Consider the following 17,779-nt stretch of genomic DNA (forward strand, 5'->3'; position numbering starts at 1 on the left):
AGCTCGCTGAGGAGTTGGTCCGTCATGGCCGCCGAGCTCACCCCACACCTGCTTTCCGAGAAGCACCGTCCCACGCTCGACCAGGCCCTCGACGCGGTCCGCTCGCGCGCCTACTGGTCCCCGCATCCTGAGCATCCGAAGGCGTACGGCGAGGGCGGCGCACCCGGCAGCCTGAGCGCCGCCGAGGGCAAGGCGGCGTTCGACGCCCTCCTGCACACTCGCCTCGACCTCGGACAGCCGGGCACCGACGGCTGGACGGGCGGCGAGATCTCCCCGTACGGTCCCGAGCTGGCCATCGAATATCCGCACGCCGACCTGGACGTCCTGCTCCCCGCGATGCGCGAGGGAATGGCCGCCTGGCGCGAGGCGGGACCGGAAGTCAGAGCGTTGGTCTGCCTGGAGATCCTCGCGCGGATCAGCGCCAGGACCCATGAGTTCGGCCACGCCGTGATGCACACCAGCGGGCAGGCCTTCATGATGGCGTTCCAGGCGGGTGGTCCGCACGCCCAGGACCGCGGAATGGAAGCCGTGGCGTACGCGTACGCGGAACAGACCCGCACCCCGCAGAACGCCGACTGGTCCAAACCGCAGGGCAAGCGCGACCCGCTCCGACTGCACAAGTCGTTCACCGCGGCCCCGCGCGGCATCTCGCTCCTGATCGGCTGCAACACGTTCCCCACGTGGAACGGCTACCCGGGTCTGTTCGCCTCCCTGGCCACCGGCAACCCCGTCCTGGTCAAGCCGCACCCGCGCGCCGTGCTCCCGCTCGCGCTCACGGTGCAGCTGGCCCGCGAGGTGCTCGTCGAAGCGGGATTCGATGCCAATCTGGTCGCCCTGGCCGCCGAACGGCCGGGGGAGGGCATCGCGAAGACCCTCGCCGTACGCCCCGAGATCAAGATCATCGACTACACGGGGTCAACCGCCTTCGGCGACTGGCTGGAGGCCAACGCGCGCCAGGCCCAGGTCTACACGGAGAAGGCCGGGGTCAACACGATCGTCATCGACTCCACCGACCAGTACCAGGGCATGCTCGCCAACCTGGCCTTCTCCCTCTCGCTGTACAGCGGCCAGATGTGCACCACCCCTCAGAACCTGCTCATTCCCCGTGCCGGCATCCGGACCGACGTCGGCGACAAGTCGTTCGACGAAGTCGTCGCCGACATCGGCGCCGCGGTGAACGGCCTGCTGGGCGACGACGGCCGGGCGAGCGCTCTGCTCGGTGCCCTCGTCAACCCCGATGTGAAGGCCCGGCTGGAGGGGTCCGCAGAGCTGGGCGAAACCGCCCTGCCCTCCCGCGCGGTGGTCAACCCGGAATTCCCCGACGCCGTGGTGCGCACCCCCGCGATCGTCAAGCTGGACAGCACGAAGCCGGACGACGCGGATCACTACATGGCCGAGTGCTTCGGACCGGTCTCCTTCGCCGTGGCGGTCGACTCGACGGCCGACGCCCTGGACCTGCTCCGCCGGACGATCCGCGACAAGGGCGCCATGACGATCGGCGCCTACACCACCTCACCGGCGGTGGAACGCGCTGTGGAGGACATCTGTCTGGACGAGTCGGCCCAGCTGTCGCTGAACCTGACCGGAGGGGTCTACGTGAACCAGACCGCCGCATTCTCCGACTTCCACGGCTCGGGCGGAAACCCGGCCGCGAACGCGGCCCTGTGCGACGGAGCCTTCGTGGCGAACCGCTTCCGCATGGTGGAGGTCCGCCGCCAGGCGTGATCCGGAACCCCGCCCCGGGACGCTTCCACGCTTTCTCGCCTCCTTGCTTCCTCGTCTCCTTGCTTCCTCGTCTCCTCGCTGCCGCGCTGTCGGGCAGCGAGGAGGCGACGGACAAGAAGCAGAACCCACGGGGCAGAAAGGGCGAGATGAGCGGGAGGGCGAGTCGGCGCGGGCACTCCACCGCCTCGCCCCGCCCCGTCCAGGTCAGAGCTCCTGAGCCGTCCCCGAGGTCTCCGCCGGGATCACCGCGTACCGCTGCACCCATGCGTGCATGGCGATCGCGGCCGCGGCGCCCGCATTGATCGACCGTGTCGACCCGAACTGCGCGATGGAGCACACCATCGCCGCGTGTTCGCGGGCTTCTTCGGTCAGCCCGGGGCCCTCCTGCCCGAAAAGCAGTACGCACCGGCGTGGCAGCTCGGTCCGTTCCAGGGGCACCGCGCCCGGCAGATTGTCGATCCCGATGATCGGCAGCCCCTGCGTCGCCGCCCATGCGGTCAGCGACTCCGTATCGGGGTGGTGCCTCACGTGCTGGTACCGGTCGGTGACCATCGCGCCGCGCCGGTTCCAGCGCCGCCGCCCCACGATGTGGACCTCCTTGGCGAGGAAGGCATTCGCGGTACGTACCACGGAGCCGATGTTGAAATCGTGGCCCCAGTTCTCGACCGCCACGTGAAAGTCGTGACGCCGCAGATCCAGGTCGGCGACGATCGCCTCCCGCGTCCAGTACCGATAGGCATCGCTCACATTGCGCCGGTCACCGTGGGCAAGCAGCTCGGGATCGTAGCGCTCGTCCTCGGGCCAGGGCAGCGGGTGCGGCCCGACACCGACCTGCGTCCCGTACCCCTCGTCGTACTGCGCCGGTTCCTCCGCACTGCCCGGGTCCACGGCACTGCCAGGGTCCACGACCGGACCCGGGTCACCGGTCCGTCCGCGGCCCTCCGCCCGCCCGGTGCCGCCGTCCGACACGGGAGCGACGGACGGTTCACGCGCCAAGACGTCCTCACCCCGCGCTTCCCCGCCGTCACCGATCCCGCTGATCCCGCCGATGTGACCGGACCCGCCGGTACTGCTGCCGCTCTCGCTACTCACCCGACGAGCGTATGGCCCCCGCCGTCGCTGTGCTGCGGGGCCTCCTCGTCCTCGGTGGCCCGCCTCTGCGCGGGCACCTTGTGCCCGCGCCCGAACAGCCTCTCCCGTCCGCGGCCCACGCGGTTCCCGAGCCACACCAGAAAGGCCGTCGGCAGGAACACGGAGTCGGCCGCGATCATCGCCATGGAGAAGAAGGGAAGGCCGAGCAGCAGGGCGATGCCTGCGTGCTCGCAGATCATGACGACGATCAGAACGTTCTTGACCCGCCGGTTGAGCAGGGTGAACGGGAAAGCGACCTGAACGATGACCGTGCCGTACGTCAGCAGCATCACCATCACACCGTTGGAAGCGAGCATGTCCGAGAGAGCAGGCCACGGTGTGAAGTAGTCGAGCTTCAGCGGGTAGTAGAGCGCGGTTCCGTCCTGCCACCTCGACCCCTGGATCTTGTACCAGCCGGCCGTGGCATAGATCACACAGACCTCAGCCATGATCACGACGAGGGTCACGTTGTGGACGAGGTTGGCGACCACATCGAGCAGGATGCGTGCTTGGCTGTGCGGAGTGCGCCGGTCCAGGATCCACCAGGCCCCCTGACCGGCCCAGAGGACCCAGAAGAGGGTCGGCAACCACCACGTGCCGCCGAGCCCATCGGTCGCCGTGGCCGCGATCAGGACCAGGCCGAGTACGCCCCACAGGACAGGACCGGCCACATTCCCCCGCGCCACCTTTCCGGACGGGTCCACCCCTGCCCCCGGCGCCGTATCGGCGTCCTCTTCGACGTCCGCACCCGTCGGCCGAAGAGACTCCGCGCGATCGGCAGCCCGCGCCGCTCGGGCCTTGCGCCGGGCGTCCAACGACCAGACCTGTCCGCAGCGCGTCAGCACGAGATAGATGGCCATCAGGTGGATGACGTTGTCGCCACCGTCGCCCATGAAGATGCTGCGGTTCTGCAGGGAGAGCACCCCGGCCATGAAAAGGACCGACATGGCACGGGTGTGCCAGCCGAGCATCAGCAGCGCGGCCGAGAGCACCGCGACCGCGTACACGATCTCGAACCAGACGGTGCTGTCGGACCACATGAGCGCGGTGAATGCCTGATTGCCGGATATCAGCTGCTGCGCCATGTCCCAGCGCCACGGGGCATCGGGGCCGTACATCTCGTGGCGGTTCGGTACTTCGCGCAGCAGGAACAGCAGGTACGTGGCGGAGATGCCGATGCGGACGACGGCGCTCTGGTACGGGCCGAGAGCAGTGGAGGTGACGCGCTGGATGCCGCGGGCAAGCTTGCGGTCGAACGTGTCCGTGTTGTTCGTCCTCACTTGCCGACCCCCTCTGCGCCCTCGGGAAGGTCGGCCTCGGTCACGGTCCACCACGGCAGCTCCCAGTAGGACGGCTCCGTGCTGACCTGTTCGTTGCTCCACGGCGGCGCCGCCACGGTCCGCACCTCGGAGCGGAGCTGGATGCGCTCGATGGTGCCGCCGTAGTCGTGCTCGCTCAGCCGCAGCATCGCGAGGCGCCGCATGTAGCGCTCGGAAAGCTCACCGCGCAGGCCGTTCGCCCGGTTCTCACGGTCGTGGTGGCTGAGGTAGAAGTCCCAGCCGCGGCGCAGCTCGTTCTGCTGGACGTGGCTGGGGAGGAAGTTGCCGCGTATCGCCTTGCTGTCCTCGGCCGACAGGCTCATCCACGGCGTGGTGCGTTCGCCATCGGCGCTCACCACCACGGATCGCACATGGATGGCCACGTTCTGCTGGAGCGGATTCGGGGCGAACAGCTTCCAGTTCCGCTCGAACTCCGGATCGATCCACTCGTTCACCGCTTCGCCGTGCTGCTTGGTCAGGGTGTTGGAGGGCGAGACGTACAGGAAGATCATGGCCAGATGGCCGCAGGCGACGAGCCCGATGACCGACAGGGCAATCGCCGCGGCTATCTGGTACGGAGGCGACAGCGCGGCCATGCCGGCCCGGGAACCGGCCGCTGGGACCGGGGCCGGAGCCCGGTCCCGGGAAGCAACCGAATCCGAGGGCGGAACCGGAGCGAAGCCCCCTGCCGGGGACGAGGCCGGGACCGGATCCGGACTCACGGCCGAAACCGTGACCGAGGGCAGGGCCGGAGCAGGCCCCCCGGCCGAAACCGACGTCAGAGCCGAATCCGAGGGCGGAACCGAAACCGAGGGCAGGACCGGAAGGACGTCCTCGTCCCGCCCCGCCGCACGTTCCTGCTGCCCCTCCCGCTGTCCATCCCTCGGTACGGCGTTCCCGTTCCCGTGCTCGCCGCCCGCGTCGTCGTACGAATCCATCCCGCCCCGATCCCCGTCGATCCCGGTGAGTTATCCACAGGGTTGACACCCTACGGGCCGCCGACTAACCATTGAAGACAATGAACCGAACGATCGGTCGGTCGCTAGGGAGTCCGGGATGACGGCAGTGACTGCGGGCCAGACGACGCAGAGGGGAACGGAGGGGCCCGAAAATGCGGACGAGGCCCTGAAGGCGGCTTTCGACGCCGCGGTGGCCGCCGACGAGCGCATCGAGCCGCGCGACTGGATGCCGGACGCGTACCGCGCCTCGTTGATCCGGCAGATGGCCCAGCACGCCCACTCCGAGATCATCGGAATGCAGCCGGAAGCCAACTGGATCTCGCGAGCGCCCTCACTGCGCCGCAAGGCCATCCTGATGGCCAAGGTGCAGGACGAGGCAGGGCACGGCCTCTACCTGTACAGCGCCACGGAGACGCTCGGCGCCGGTCGCGAGGAGCTGCTCGACAAGCTTCACGCGGGCAAGCAGCGGTATTCATCGATCTTCAACTACCCCACGCTGACCTGGGCGGACGTCGGGGCGATCGGCTGGCTCGTCGACGGCGCCGCGATCACCAACCAGGTCCCGCTCTGCCGCTGCTCCTACGGGCCCTACGCCCGGGCGATGGTGCGCATCTGCAAGGAGGAGTCGTTCCACCAGCGTCAGGGGTACGAGCTCCTGCTCGCACTCAGCCGTGGCACCACGGCCCAGCACGAGATGGCGCAGGACGCGGTGAACCGCTGGTGGTGGCCGTCCCTGATGATGTTCGGCCCGCCGGATGACGCATCGGCGCACTCGGCTCAGTCGATGACGTGGAAGATCAAGCGTCACTCCAACGACGAGCTGCGGCAGCGTTTCGTGGACATATGTGTCCCGCAGGCCGAGGCACTGGGGCTCACCCTCCCGGACCCGGATCTTCGGTGGAACGAGCAACGTGGACACCACGACTTCGGGGCGATCGACTGGCAGGAGTTCCAGGAGGTCCTCAAGGGCAACGGTCCGTGCAATGAGCAGCGCCTCGACCGGCGCCGCCGGGCGCACGAGGAAGGCGCCTGGGTCAGGGAGGCGGCGGCCACATACGCCGCGAAGCACACGCCGGTACGGAACGGGGAGGCGGCAGCATGAGCAGTTCGACCGAATGGCCACTGTGGGAGGTGTTCGTGCGTTCGCGCCGAGGGCTGTCCCACACACACGCGGGCAGCCTGCACGCCCCGGACGCGGAGATGGCCCTGCGCAACGCCCGTGATCTGTACACGCGCCGATCCGAAGGGGTTTCCATCTGGGTCGTTCCCTCCTCCCAGGTCACGGCTTCGTCGCCGGACGAGAAGGATTCCTTCTTCGAGCCCGCGGGAGACAAGCCGTACCGGCACCCGACCTTCTACGAGATCCCCGAGGGGGTGAAGCACCTGTGACCGCGGCACTCGCCCTCGGAGACGACGCGCTGGTGCTCTCGCACCGGCTGGGGGAGTGGGCGGGTCACGCCCCCGTGCTGGAGGAAGAGGTGGCCCTGGCCAACATCGCCCTGGACCTGTTGGGGCAGGCCCGGGTGCTCCTCTCCCTCGCGGGGGATGAGGACGAATTGGCCTATCTGCGAGAGGAACGCGCCTTCCTCAACGTCCAGTTGGTCGAGCAGCCGAACGGCGACTTCGCCCACACCATCGCCCGGCAGCTCTACTTCTCCACCTACCAGCACCTGTTGTACGAACAGCTGGCAGCCGGGAACGGCCCGTTCGCCGGACTGGCGGCAAAGGCGGTCAAGGAGGTCGCCTACCACCAGGACCACGCGGAGCACTGGACCCTGCGGCTCGGTGACGGAACGCCGGAGAGCCATGAGCGGATGCAGCACGGGGTGAACGCGCTGTGGCGGTTCACCGGGGAGTTGTTCCAGCCCGTCGAGGGCGTGGACGTCGACCGGCCGTCGCTGCGGAAGAACTGGCTGGAAGCCGTCACCGGAATACTGACGCGCGCCACCCTGACCGTGCCGGAAGGCCCGCAGCACGGAGCGTGGACGGCCGGCGCGGGACGCCAGGGCATCCATACCGAGCCCTTCGGCCGAATGATCGCCGAAATGCAGCATCTGCATCGCAGTCATCCGGGGGCGACATGGTGACCACCGAAACACCTCTCGAAACCGAGCTGCACCGGCTGGCGGGCTCCGTGCCCGACCCCGAGTTGCCCGTGCTGACCCTCGACGAACTGGGCGTGGTGCGTGGCGTGGACGTGGTCGCGCCCGGCCGGGTCACCGTGCGCCTCACCCCGACGTACACCGGCTGCCCCGCGATCGAGGCCATGTCCGCCGACATCGAGCGGGTGCTGCACGACCACGGCATACCGGATGTCTCCGTGGTCACCGTGCTCTCACCGCCATGGTCGACGGACGACATCAGTGCGGAAGGACGGCGCAAACTGGCGGAGTTCGGCATCGCGCCCCCGCGCCCGCACGGCGTCGCGAACGGTGCCCCCGAGAAGGGCCCGGTGCCCCTCGCGCTGTCCGTACGGTGCCCGCACTGCGGCTCCACCGAGACGGAGCTGCTGAGCCGGTTCTCCTCCACCGCCTGCAAGGCACTGCGCCGCTGCGCGACATGTCGGGAACCGTTCGACCACTTCAAGGAGTTGTAGATGTTCCATCCGCTCCGGGTCCACGCGATCGAACGGCTCACGGACGATTCGGTGGCCGTCACACTCGCCGTGCCGCCCGAGCTGCGCGAGACCTTCCGCCACGCGCCCGGACAGCACCTCAACGTGCGTTACGCCGCCGGCGGCGAGGAGATCCGCCGCTCGTACTCGATCTGCTCCCCGGCCACCGGGGAAACGGGCGATCCGGCAGCACTGCGGATCGGGATCCGGTTCGTCGACGGCGGCGCGTTCTCCACCTATGCGCTGAAGGAACTCGCCGTCGACGACCTGGTCGAGGCCATGCCGCCCATGGGCCGCTTCGTGCTCGTGCCGCGTGCCGGACGCTTCGCCGCGATCGTCGGCGGCAGCGGGATCACCCCGGTGCTGTCGATCGCGTCGACCTTGCTGGAACGGGAGCCCGACGCGACGTTCTGCCTGATCCGGAGCGACCGGACAGCGGGGTCGACCATGTTCCTGGACGAGGTCGCCGACCTGAAGGACCGCTACCCGGACCGGTTCCAGCTGGTCACGGTGCTCTCCCGGGAGGAGCAGCAGGCAGGTCTGCCCTCGGGCCGACTGGACCGTGCCCGGCTCGACGAGCTTCTGCCGGCGCTGCTCCCGGTGGCGGAGATGGACGGTTGGTTCCTGTGCGGACCATTCGGGCTGGTGCGTGCGGCCGAGGGTGCACTGCGCGGCCTCGGCGTCGACCGGACACGTATCCACCAGGAAATCTTCCATGTGGACGACGTCGCACCCGCCCGTCCCCGGCCCGAAGCTCCCGCTCACAGCAGGCTCACGGCAACCCTGGACGGCCGCTCCGGCACCTGGCCGGTGCAGGAGGGCGAATCACTGCTGGAGACCGTCCTGCGCAGCCGCTCCGACGCGCCGTACGCGTGCAAGGGCGGAGTGTGCGGAACCTGCCGGGCGTTCCTGGTGTCGGGCGAGGTCCGGATGGACCGCAACTTCGCGCTGGAACCCGAGGAGACGGACGCCGGGTACGTGCTGGCATGCCAGTCGCATCCAGCGACCCCGGAGGTGGAGCTGGACTTCGACCGCTGATCACGTCCCTCCCCCGACCTCCCGCCGTCCGTGCCGACGCCCCGCCCCAGCCTGTTCCCTTCTCGTAGAACCTGTTCTATCTTGACGGTCCGTCAGATACAGGTGCGGGGCAACCGTTCACGGGAGGCCGAAGCAATGGACTTCACCTTCACCGAGGAACAACAGGCGGCCGTGGAAGCGGCAAGGGCGATCTTCTCGGACATCGCGCCCGACGGCGTTCCCAGTCCCGCTCTGGTGCGGGGTGCGGTGGCGCAGGACATCGACCGGCCGCTGTGGGCACGACTCGCCGCAGGAGATCTGCTGAACCTGACGCTGCCGCCGGAGCACGGTGGGGCGGGACTCGATCTCGTCGCGCTCTGCCTGGTGCTGCGGGAATCGGCCAAGATGCTCGCACGGGTGCCGCTGCTGGAGACGTGCGCGGTCGCGATGGCCATCGGGCGCTACGGCGCCCCGGAGTTCGCCGCCGAGCTGCTACCGCTGGTCGGTCGCGGCGAGTCGGTCCTCACCGTCGGGGCCAACGGCCGCTCCGGTCATGATCCGGCCGAACTCGCCGTCACCGCCCGCCGGGCAAGCCACGCGGCCGGCCCCGGCCAGTGGGAAAACGGTCCCGGCGGTTGGGTGCTCGACGGGGTGCAGTCGGGCGTGCCATGGGCACGGGCCGCGGACTGGATCGCCGTGCCCGCCGCCACGGAGGACGGCCGAGCCGTCATCGCACTCGTCCGGCCCTCCCTCGAAGGCGTCACCCTGGCCGAGCAGGTCTCCACGAACGGCGAACCGTTCGCCGAGGTCCGTCTCGATTCCGTATGTACGGGCAGCAGCACGCTGATCGAGGAGGCCGGGGCCTGGGAGTGGCTACGGTCCCTGCTCACCACCGGGACATGTGCACGCGCGCTGGGTCTGGGCGAGGCCGTGCTCGCGATGACGAGTGAATACACCGGCAAGCGCGAACAGTTCGGCTTTCCGATCGCGACCTTTCAGGCCGTCGCCGTACAGGCCGCGGACCGCTACATCGACCTCCGGGCCATGGAGGTCACGCTCTGGCAGGCGGCCTGGCGGCTCTCCGCCGGAGCCGGTGGTGCCCTGCCCGTCGAGGCGGACATCGCCGTGGCGAAGATCTGGGCCTCGGAGGGTGTGCGCCGGGTCGTGCAGACGGCACAGCATCTGCACGGTGGCCTCGGCGCGGACACCGACTATCCCCTGCACCGCTTCCACGCCTGGGCGAAACAGGTCGAGCTCTCCCTCGGCCCGGCCGCCGCGCACGAGGAGGCCCTGGGGGATCTCCTGGCCGCGTACCCACTCGGCTGACCCGGCCCGCCCGTACCTCGCCCGCCCCTGCCTCGTGCCCGGCCCCTGCCCCGCGGCAGGGGCCTCGGCGCATCGCCGGACAGCCGCACGAGTCGCCGCCCCGGGCGCGGAATGGCGGATCGTGTCAGAGCACGAACGCCTGGCTGCCGTTCTCCGCGACCATCGGACGTCCGGCACCTTCCCAGGCGACCATCCCTCCGTCGATGTTCACGGCGTCGATCCCGTGCCCCACCAGATACTGGGTGACCTGCGCCGAACGTCCGCCGACCCGGCACATCACATGCACGCGCCGACCGTCCTCGACGGCCTCGGTCAGCTCACCGAAGCGCCCCACGAAGTCGCTCATCGGAATATGCAGGGCGCCCTCGGCATGACCGGCCGCCCATTCGTCGTCCTCCCGGACGTCCAGCACAAGGCCGTCCGACGGAACCGCCGCGACGTCCACCGAGGGCAGCGGGGCGAAATTCATGGGACATGCCTTCTCTCGTACGTACGCTCCTGGGACACCGGAAACGCTACTGCACCAGCCCGGCCAGCTCCTCCTCGCGCCGGGCGACCTCGCCCAGCAACTGCTCGGCGATCTCGTCGAGCAGCCGGTCCGGATCGTCGGGAGCCATCCTCAGCATGGCCCCGATCGCGCTCTCCTCAAGCTCCCGCGCCAATACCGTCAACAGTTCCTTGCGCTGGGTCAGCCAGTTCAGCCGGGCGTAGAGCTGCTCGCTCTCGTTCAGCTCCGTCTCCGGCACCGACGGCCCGGAAGCCCACTCCTGCGCGAGCTCCCTCAGCATCGCCTCGTCCCCGAGCCCGTAGGCGGCGTTGACACGGGTGATGAACTCCTCCCGGCGTTCCCGCTCCGTCTCGTCCTGGGCCAGGTCCGGGTGGGCCTTGCGTGCCAGCTCGCGGTAGAGCTTGCGGACCTCCTCGGTCGGCCGGACGCGCTTGGGCGGTCGGACCGGCTGATCGGTCAGCATCGCCGCCGCCTCCGGGGACAGCCCGTCGGAGTCGATCCAGTCGTGGAACAACTCGTCGACCCCCGGCATAGGCATGACTACTGCCCGTGCCTCCTGCGCCTTGCGAAGGTCCTCGGGATCACCTGTCCTGGCAGCCCTGGCCTCGGCGATCTGTGCGTCGAGTTCGTCGAGACGGGTGTACATGGGCCCAAGCTTCTGGTGGTGCAACCGGGAGAAGTTCTCGACCTCGACCCGGAAGGTCTCCACCGCGATCTCGAACTCGATCAGCGCCTGCTCCGCCACCTTCACGGCCCTGGCGAGCCGAGCCTCGGGCCGGGCTTCTTCATCGGCTCCGCCCGCGCCCCCGTCGGTCCCGGCGGCGGCAGCCGCCCCCGAAGCACCACCGGCCGCCCCGCCCCGCCCGTCAGGCTCGGGCTGCTCGGGGTGTGCGTGCTGTTCGTCCTGCCGGTCGTTGTCCTGCCGGTCTTCGTCGTTCCGGGTGGTCGGCACCCCGGCGGCTTCGTGGGTCACCTGTCCAGCGTATGGCCCTCTCCCGGTCGTAGAACACGCGGTGGCGGAGTCGCCGGACACGCGGTGGCCGAACGGCGCCCTCACACGCCCGGTTCGGCGGCTATCCGCCCCGAACCGATGGCCCGCACCAACTCCGCGTGATCCGCCTCCGTGCGGTCCGCATAGGTCACCGCGAACGCGGCCATCGCCTCGTCCAGCTCATCGTTCTTGCCGCAGTAGCCCGCGATCAGTCTCGGGTCCGCGGTGTGCGCATGGGCCCGCGCCAGCAGCGCACCGGTCATCCGGCCGTAGTCGTCCACCTGGTCGGCCGCCAGGCCCGCCGGATCCACGCTGCCCTTCCGGTTCCTGAACTGCCGCACCTGGAAAGGGCGTCCGTCCACCGTGGCCCAGCCCAGCAGAATGTCGCTGACGACCTGCATCCGCTTCTGCCCGAGCACCACTCTGCGCCCCTCGTGCGCCACGTCCGGCACATCGAACCCGACGACCGGCAGGTACGGCGCCAGTACCGAGGGCCGCGCCTCCTTCACCTGCAGCACCAGCGGCTTGCCCCGGTGATCGAGCAGGAGCACCACGTACGACCTGGTGCCGACGCTCCCCGTGCCGACCACCCGGAACGCCACGTCGTGGATCGCGTACCGGCCCAGGAGAGGAACCAGGTCCTCCGAGATCGTGCCCAGGTAGTCGCCGAGCCCGGCGGCCACCGCCGCAGCCTCGGCGTCCGGAACCCGCCGCAGCACCGGGGGCGCGTCGACGAAACGGCGCCCGCCGTCGCCGGAATCCTCGGTGGACCTGGCCGCGAAACGGGCGCTGGTGTTGTTGCGGGCCTTCTCCGAGACACGTTCCAGCGTGCCGAGCAGATCTCGCGCGTCCGTGTGCGAGACCAGTTCCTCGTCCGCGATGGCGTTCCAGGCGTCGAGCGCGGGCAGTCGGGCCAGCAACCGCATGGTCCGCCGATACGCACCGACCGTGTCGTACGCGCCCCGGCGGCAGGTCGCCTCATCCGCCCCGGCCTCCCGACCGGCCAGCACCAGCGAGGTGACAAGGCGCTTGAGGTCCCATTCCCAGGGGCCGAAAACCGTCTCGTCGAAATCGTTCAGGTCGATGACGAGGCTGCCCCGCGCGTCGCCGTACAGCCCGAAATTGGCGGCGTGCGCATCACCGCAGAGCTGAGCACCTACCCCGCTGACCGGCGTTCCCACGAGATCATGCGCCATCAGTCCCGCCGAGCCCCGCAGAAAGGCGAACGGGGTGGCCGCCATCCGCCCCACCCGGATCGGGGCGAGAGCGGACACCCTGCCCAGGCTCGACTCCTCGACGGCGCGCACGGCGTCGGGTCGCCCGGCAGGCAGGACCAAGGAGGAGTGGGAGGCCCTCGGCACTCTGTCCCGCAGCGCCTTGCCCACAGCCTTGGGCGACCGGGCCCCGCCGCCCGCCGCAGCCGCCCCGCCCGCCCGGACGGCGAACCCGGGCACGACCGGAATGCGCGGTCCGTCCGCCCCACCCCGTCGACCCGGCCCCGTCCCGCTCCGCTGAACCGGCACTGTCACTTCGGTGTCACGCATGGCGCGCAGCCTCCCCCGGCATCGTCCTGCGCACCCGGCCCCTACCGCCCTGTCGCAGATCAAGTACGACGACGCTACAACCGACGCCCCAAAACCGTCTCCCCCTGTGGAAAACGCTGTGGAAAACCCGCCTTCCCCTGTGTGGGCCCCGGATGTGCGGGGCCGGATTCTCTCGGGATCCGGCCCGGAACGGGCACCGGAGCCGGCTCGGACACCGACGGCCTCCGCCAGTTCTTCCTCCAACTCCCCGCTGCCCACACCGGCCCGGTTCCCAGCCCTCGCGTGCCACCCGTGTCCGCGCGATCCCCCGGCCCCGACCGATCCGGCGGCCACCGCTCCGCCCACCACTGCCGCCTTCCGCCGTGTGGCCTCGGCCAGGCCGGTCGGCCCCGTCACCGTCAGTCGATCCCACCGGTTCGGCGCCTTGCGCGTGATTCCGCTGCCCCTCAGGCGTACGCACCAGATCGCCCCAATGCGGGTGTTTCACGTGAAACACGGCCCACCGGCACGGACACGCCCGACGGCCCCCGCCCTCCGACCCCCGAAAGCGCCCCACGAACACGACCCACAACCCCGGCCCTCGAAAGCAACCCACGGACGGCCTATGGACCCGAGCAACCCACGGACGGTATGGACCCGAGCAACCCACGGACGGCCTATGGACCCGGCCTACGGCCCCGCCGCACGAGCCTCCGCGCTCCGCCTCACCACCCCCATGTCGGCGAGGCGCTCCGCTACAGCCCCGCGTCCCTCGCCAGCAACGCGGCCTGCACCCGGTTCTCGCACCCCAGCTTCGCCAGAATCCGGCTCACGTACGTCTTCACCGTCGCCTCGCTCATGTGCAGGCGACGGCCCGCGTCCGCATTGGAGAGCCCCTCACCGAGCAGTGCCAGCACGTCACGCTCCCGCTCGCTGAGCGCAGCCACCCGCTGCCGCGCCTTCTCGCCCCGCGCCGCAGCCCCACCCAGGGTCAACTGGTCCACCACATGCCGAGTGGCCCCGGGGGAGAGATAGGCGTCTCCGGCCGCCGCCGCGCGCACGGCCTGGATCAGCTCGGCCGGGGCGGTGTCCTTGAGCAGGAATCCGGCCCCGCCCTGTTCCAGGGCCCGCAGAACGTTCTCCCGCTCGCCGAACGTCGTGAGCACGATCACCCGCGTCTTTCGGTGCCGCCACGCGCAGTTCCGCCAGCGCCGAGAGCCCGTCCATCACCGGCATCTGGATGTCGAGCAGCACCACAGCCACGGCGTGGGCGCGGACCAGCTCGACGGCCTCGCGCCCGTTCGCCGCCTCCGCGACCACCTCGATGGAGGGGTCGGAGGTGAGAATCATCCGTATACCGGCCCGAATGAGGGGCTCGTCGTCGGCGATGACGACTCTGATCGCCTGCCCCGTCACTTCACTGCACCCCATGCTCGTCCCGGGCGCCTCATCTCGCGGCGACCTCGTAGGACTTCTTCTCGATCAGCTTGCCGTCCCGGAAACAGAACCGGAACACCGGCTCGGTGTTGAACTTCTCGCCCAGCTCGGAGGACATCAGGACCAGACACCGCGCCCCGGCCGGCCTCTCGGGCCCTTCCTTGTCCAGCCCGGCCGCAACGAATGTATCCCCGTCGGGCAGTTGCTCCCGCACCTCGTCCTCGGGCGTACCGAGCTCGATCGACTGGTACTCGCTCGGGTCGATCGCCGCCTTGTCCAGTTCCTTCACCAGAAAGTACAGGCCGAAGCCGCAGGCCAGCGCCAGCAGGAGCAGTACTCCCGCTCCTAGGCCGCAGCCCAGCACGATCCCACCGCTCGTGCTTCTCCTGTTGCCGCCCACAGCCAACTCCCGTTCCGAAACCGTCCAGTCCGTGACCGGACCACCGTTCCCCCACGGGGTGTTCTGGGACTGCTGCCGAAAGTCGTCCTCGACATCAACCATCGGTGCGCCCGCCGTGCCCCCGGCCGGGCTCTCGGCGCCGTACGGGAGTACCCCGGCCACCCGGAAGCCGCCGTCCCCGGTCCGTCCGGTGTGCACCATCCCGCCGGCCAGCCGGGCCCGCTCGTGCAGACCGGGAAGCCCCTGCCCTCCGCTGACGACCTCCACCGCGGGCCTCGCGTGGCTCGGCGGCCCGTTGACGATCTCGACGACGAGGGAATCCGGTTCGTAGCGCAGCTCCACCGTGATCGCCGCACCGGGCGCATGCTTGTACGCATTGGTCAGCGACTCCTGGACGATGCGGTACGCCGCACGGTCCGCCGGTCCCGAGAGCGCCCGCACCTCCCCGGTGCGACGGAATTCCGCCGTGCTCCCGGCACCCCGTGCCTCCGCCGTCAGCTCCTCGATGCCCGCCGTCCCGCGCGCCGTCGGCTGTGCCCCCTCGGCGCCGTTCGCCGGTGCCTCGACACCGTCCCGGAGCAGGCCGACGACCTCCCGCAGCTCGTGCATCGCGTGGACCGAGGCATCCCGCAGCACCCCGACCACTTCCCGCTGCCGCTCCGTCAGTCCGCGGTCGACCTCCAGCGCCCCCGTGTGGACGGAGATGAGTGCCAGCTGGTGACCGAGGCTGTCGTGCATGTCCTGAGCGATCCGCTGGCGCTCCATGAGGCGCGCCTGATCCACGATCATGGCCCGTTCCCTGATCAGCCGCGCATTGCGCTCCTGCAGGGCGTGCAACAGGGTCCTGCGCTGCGTCCAGTACCGGCTGGCGAGGCCGGGCACGAGGGTCGTCGCCAAGAAGTAGAGAGTGGTGAACAGCACTTGGGTCAGGGGCGACATCGACGACCAGTTCACCGCGACCGTCAGCCCCGTGTAGAGCGCGTACGAGGCGGTGAAGGCACCCAGGGCCCGTCCCGCTCCGGCGATCCGGCGACCCGAGCTCCACGCGACGACCATGAGCAACAACGCGAAGCCGCCGGAGAGACCGGCCAGGGCGGATGTCACCACCAGCACGGTCACCGGCAGTCGGCGCCTCATCAGCGACAGCACCACGACCGCGGCCGACACGGCCCACAGCCGCAGCTGCCCGCCCCTCAGCAGTTCTTCCGTCCCGGCCGCCAGCAGGCCCAGTACCGCGGCCAGAACGGCCTCTCCGGCCGTCCTGCGCCGGGACCACAGCTCCGGCGCCACCCACCACCGCCACCCGGCACGAAGCCTCGATATCGCGTACACGTCCTGCACCCTAGACAGCCCCACATGTACGTGACGCCCCACTTTCGTCGCATCCGCCCGCGACGAAAGTCGTCCCGGAACGAGGCATCGAGAAGACCGGCACGAAGGAATCGAGAAGATCCGGGAGGAGCTCGGGCCACGCCCGAAAATCTCGCAGGACATCAGGGAACGAAGAAGCCCCACAGATCGTTGACCTGTGGGGCTTCTCTCCTGTGCGCGAGGGGGGATTTGAACCCCCACGTCCCTAAGGACACTGGCACCTGAAGCCAGCGCGTCTGCCGTTCCGCCACTCGCGCATGAGCGGTGTTTCCAGACTCTCTCACTTTTCGGTGGGAGCGCCTGGCGACACCGGAAGATTAGCACGCTGGACAGGGTGGATTCACATCCGTTGTTTGACCGAACGCCCGGCGGGAACCGGGAACGCCGAGCGGCCGCCCCCACTCCTCCTCAGTACGCCCCCGGTGCGGGACACTGTGAGGAGAGGCCGCCTCTACGATCCGTGTGAGAGGTGACACTCATCCGCTGGGCAGACAAGGGGAACCAGCCGATTTCCCGACGCGTGGATACGATCAGTAAGCAGTACCGGGACGACTACGACGGAGGAGGTGCCCCATGGGAGTCATGAAGCGTTTCGAGCAGCGTCTCGAGGGTCTGGTCAACGGCACCTTCGCCAAGGTCTTCAAGTCCGAGGTCCAACCGGTGGAGATCGCGGGAGCCCTCCAGCGCGAGTGCGACAACAACGCGACGATCTGGAACCGCGAGCGGACCGTCGTCCCCAACGACTTCATCGTCGAACTGAGCACTCCCGACTACGAGCGACTCAGCCCGTACTCCGGCCAGTTGGGAGACGAGCTCTCCGGTCTGGTCCGCGACTACGCCAAGCAGCAGCGGTACACCTTCATGGGCCCCATCAAGGTCCATCTGGAGAAGGCCGACGACCTCGACACCGGGCTCTACCGCGTACGCAGCCGCACCATGGCGTCGAGTTCGTCACAGCAGCAGGACTTCCAGGGAGCGCCGGACCACCCGGAACAGCACGGACAGTCCCCCCACCCGGGCCAGGGACGGCCTCCGCAGCCCACCGGCGGCTACGGCTACCCGCCCAGCTCCGCCCCGCCCAGGCCTTCGGCACCGCCGCCGGGCGCCGGCAGGCCCGGAGCACCCAATGCCGACCGGCACCCGCCGGCCGGCCCCAGCCCCCTGCCGAACGCGCAGGTGCGACGCTGGATCGAGATCAACGGCACCCGCCATCAGATCTCCCGCCCGACACTGGTGCTGGGACGCAGCACCGACGCCGACGTACGGATCGACGACCCCGGCGTATCGCGTCGGCACTGCGAGATCCGGACCGGAACGCCCTCGACGATCCAGGACCTCGGTTCCACCAACGGGATCGTGGTGGACGGGCAGCACACCACCCGCGCTACGCTCCGCGACGGCTCGCGGATCGTCGTGGGCAGCACCACCATCGTTTACCGGCAAGCCGAAGGGTGAAGC

Annotated in this window: 15 protein-coding genes, 1 tRNA gene and 1 pseudogene; 8 read left to right on the forward strand and 9 right to left on the reverse strand. The window is 69.6% G+C overall.

Going from position 1 to position 17,779, the window contains the following annotated elements; translation table 11 throughout:
• Positions 1 to 24: 24 nt before the first annotated feature.
• Positions 25 to 1,725, forward strand: a complete 1,701-nt coding sequence (paaN, locus tag ACFC79_RS06665; protein WP_376236099.1) for a phenylacetic acid degradation protein PaaN — start codon at positions 25 to 27, stop codon at positions 1,723 to 1,725.
• 204 nt (positions 1,726 to 1,929) lie between these two features.
• Here the strand turns inward: paaN and ACFC79_RS06670 are convergent, their stop codons facing one another.
• The 3 genes from ACFC79_RS06670 to ACFC79_RS06680 all read right to left on the reverse strand — a co-directional run bounded on the left by ACFC79_RS06670 (position 1,930) and on the right by ACFC79_RS06680 (position 5,113).
• Positions 1,930 to 2,613 (reverse strand): TrmH family RNA methyltransferase, encoded by a 684-nt coding sequence (locus ACFC79_RS06670; protein ID WP_376236677.1) that lies wholly within the window; start codon positions 2,611 to 2,613, stop codon positions 1,930 to 1,932.
• A 200-nt stretch (positions 2,614 to 2,813) separates the two neighbouring features.
• A complete protein-coding gene (locus ACFC79_RS06675) occupies positions 2,814 to 4,136 on the reverse strand; it encodes an HTTM domain-containing protein (RefSeq protein WP_376236101.1) in 1,323 nt (440 codons plus the stop codon).
• The gene (locus ACFC79_RS06680) at positions 4,133 to 5,113 is read right to left on the reverse strand and encodes a DUF5819 family protein (protein ID WP_376236103.1); all 981 of its coding nucleotides are present in this window, start codon (positions 5,111 to 5,113) and stop codon (positions 4,133 to 4,135) included. Before ACFC79_RS06680 ends, ACFC79_RS06675 begins: the two co-directional genes overlap by 4 nt.
• Before the next feature lie 118 nt (positions 5,114 to 5,231).
• Between ACFC79_RS06680 and paaA the strand changes: the two genes are divergently transcribed.
• The 6 genes from paaA to ACFC79_RS06710 all read left to right on the forward strand — a co-directional run bounded on the left by paaA (position 5,232) and on the right by ACFC79_RS06710 (position 10,091).
• On the forward strand, positions 5,232 to 6,236 hold the full coding sequence (gene paaA, locus ACFC79_RS06685) for a 1,2-phenylacetyl-CoA epoxidase subunit PaaA (RefSeq protein WP_376236106.1): 1,005 nt from the start codon (positions 5,232 to 5,234) through the stop codon (positions 6,234 to 6,236).
• Positions 6,233 to 6,523 (forward strand): 1,2-phenylacetyl-CoA epoxidase subunit PaaB, encoded by a 291-nt coding sequence (gene paaB, locus ACFC79_RS06690; RefSeq protein WP_350979482.1) that lies wholly within the window; start codon positions 6,233 to 6,235, stop codon positions 6,521 to 6,523. The genes paaA and paaB overlap by 4 nt, the downstream gene beginning before the upstream one ends.
• Positions 6,520 to 7,221, forward strand: a complete 702-nt coding sequence (gene paaC, locus ACFC79_RS06695; RefSeq protein ID WP_376236109.1) for a 1,2-phenylacetyl-CoA epoxidase subunit PaaC — start codon at positions 6,520 to 6,522, stop codon at positions 7,219 to 7,221. Before paaB ends, paaC begins: the two co-directional genes overlap by 4 nt.
• Complete coding sequence (paaD, locus tag ACFC79_RS06700) at positions 7,215 to 7,730, forward strand: 1,2-phenylacetyl-CoA epoxidase subunit PaaD (RefSeq protein WP_376236112.1); 516 nt, start codon at positions 7,215 to 7,217, stop codon at positions 7,728 to 7,730. The genes paaC and paaD overlap by 7 nt, the downstream gene beginning before the upstream one ends.
• Positions 7,731 to 8,786: a 2Fe-2S iron-sulfur cluster-binding protein gene (locus ACFC79_RS06705; protein WP_376236115.1), complete on the forward strand. Its 1,056-nt coding sequence runs from the start codon at positions 7,731 to 7,733 to the stop codon at positions 8,784 to 8,786.
• 135 nt (positions 8,787 to 8,921) lie between these two features.
• The gene (locus tag ACFC79_RS06710) at positions 8,922 to 10,091 is read left to right on the forward strand and encodes an acyl-CoA dehydrogenase family protein (protein WP_376236118.1); all 1,170 of its coding nucleotides are present in this window, start codon (positions 8,922 to 8,924) and stop codon (positions 10,089 to 10,091) included.
• 124 nt (positions 10,092 to 10,215) lie between these two features.
• Here the strand turns inward: ACFC79_RS06710 and ACFC79_RS06715 are convergent, their stop codons facing one another.
• From ACFC79_RS06715 to ACFC79_RS06740, 6 genes and pseudogenes are all read right to left on the reverse strand, one after another.
• Positions 10,216 to 10,560: a rhodanese-like domain-containing protein gene (locus ACFC79_RS06715; protein WP_376236120.1), complete on the reverse strand. Its 345-nt coding sequence runs from the start codon at positions 10,558 to 10,560 to the stop codon at positions 10,216 to 10,218.
• A 46-nt stretch (positions 10,561 to 10,606) separates the two neighbouring features.
• A complete protein-coding gene (locus ACFC79_RS06720; RefSeq protein ID WP_376236122.1) occupies positions 10,607 to 11,572 on the reverse strand; it encodes a hypothetical protein in 966 nt (321 codons plus the stop codon).
• 80 nt (positions 11,573 to 11,652) lie between these two features.
• Entirely contained in the window at positions 11,653 to 13,134 is a 1,482-nt protein-coding gene (locus tag ACFC79_RS06725; RefSeq protein WP_376236125.1) for a DUF2252 domain-containing protein, read from the reverse strand.
• Positions 13,135 to 13,868: 734 nt separating this feature from the next.
• A pseudogene (locus ACFC79_RS06730) lies at positions 13,869 to 14,544 on the reverse strand (response regulator).
• 16 nt (positions 14,545 to 14,560) lie between these two features.
• The gene (locus ACFC79_RS06735) at positions 14,561 to 16,282 is read right to left on the reverse strand and encodes a sensor histidine kinase (protein ID WP_376236128.1); all 1,722 of its coding nucleotides are present in this window, start codon (positions 16,280 to 16,282) and stop codon (positions 14,561 to 14,563) included.
• Between the two features lie 213 nt (positions 16,283 to 16,495).
• Positions 16,496 to 16,578 (reverse strand) — tRNA-Leu (locus ACFC79_RS06740).
• A gap of 316 nt (positions 16,579 to 16,894) precedes the next feature.
• Here ACFC79_RS06740 and ACFC79_RS06745 point away from each other — a divergent pair.
• Positions 16,895 to 17,776: an FhaA domain-containing protein gene (locus ACFC79_RS06745; protein ID WP_376236130.1), complete on the forward strand. Its 882-nt coding sequence runs from the start codon at positions 16,895 to 16,897 to the stop codon at positions 17,774 to 17,776.
• The last annotated feature ends 3 nt before the right edge of the window (positions 17,777 to 17,779 follow it).

Source organism: Streptomyces sp. NPDC056061, assembly GCF_042266885.1.
Lineage (GTDB): Bacteria > Actinomycetota > Actinomycetes > Streptomycetales > Streptomycetaceae > Streptomyces.

What these genes read in the sequence shown, in the direction of transcription:
- paaN (WP_376236099.1), top strand. Translation starts at nt 25, where the DNA reads ATGGCCGCCGAGCTCACCCCACACCTGCTTTCCGAGAAGCACCGTCCC.
- ACFC79_RS06680 (WP_376236103.1), bottom strand. Translation starts at nt 5,113, where the DNA reads ATGGATTCGTACGACGACGCGGGCGGCGAGCACGGGAACGGGAACGCC.
- paaA (WP_376236106.1), top strand. Translation starts at nt 5,232, where the DNA reads ATGACGGCAGTGACTGCGGGCCAGACGACGCAGAGGGGAACGGAGGGG.
- paaB (WP_350979482.1), top strand. Translation starts at nt 6,233, where the DNA reads ATGAGCAGTTCGACCGAATGGCCACTGTGGGAGGTGTTCGTGCGTTCG.
- paaD (WP_376236112.1), top strand. Translation starts at nt 7,215, where the DNA reads ATGGTGACCACCGAAACACCTCTCGAAACCGAGCTGCACCGGCTGGCG.
- ACFC79_RS06705 (WP_376236115.1), top strand. Translation starts at nt 7,731, where the DNA reads ATGTTCCATCCGCTCCGGGTCCACGCGATCGAACGGCTCACGGACGAT.
- ACFC79_RS06710 (WP_376236118.1), top strand. Translation starts at nt 8,922, where the DNA reads ATGGACTTCACCTTCACCGAGGAACAACAGGCGGCCGTGGAAGCGGCA.
- ACFC79_RS06715 (WP_376236120.1), bottom strand. Translation starts at nt 10,560, where the DNA reads ATGAATTTCGCCCCGCTGCCCTCGGTGGACGTCGCGGCGGTTCCGTCG.
- ACFC79_RS06725 (WP_376236125.1), bottom strand. Translation starts at nt 13,134, where the DNA reads ATGCGTGACACCGAAGTGACAGTGCCGGTTCAGCGGAGCGGGACGGGG.
- ACFC79_RS06745 (WP_376236130.1), top strand. Translation starts at nt 16,895, where the DNA reads ATGGGAGTCATGAAGCGTTTCGAGCAGCGTCTCGAGGGTCTGGTCAAC.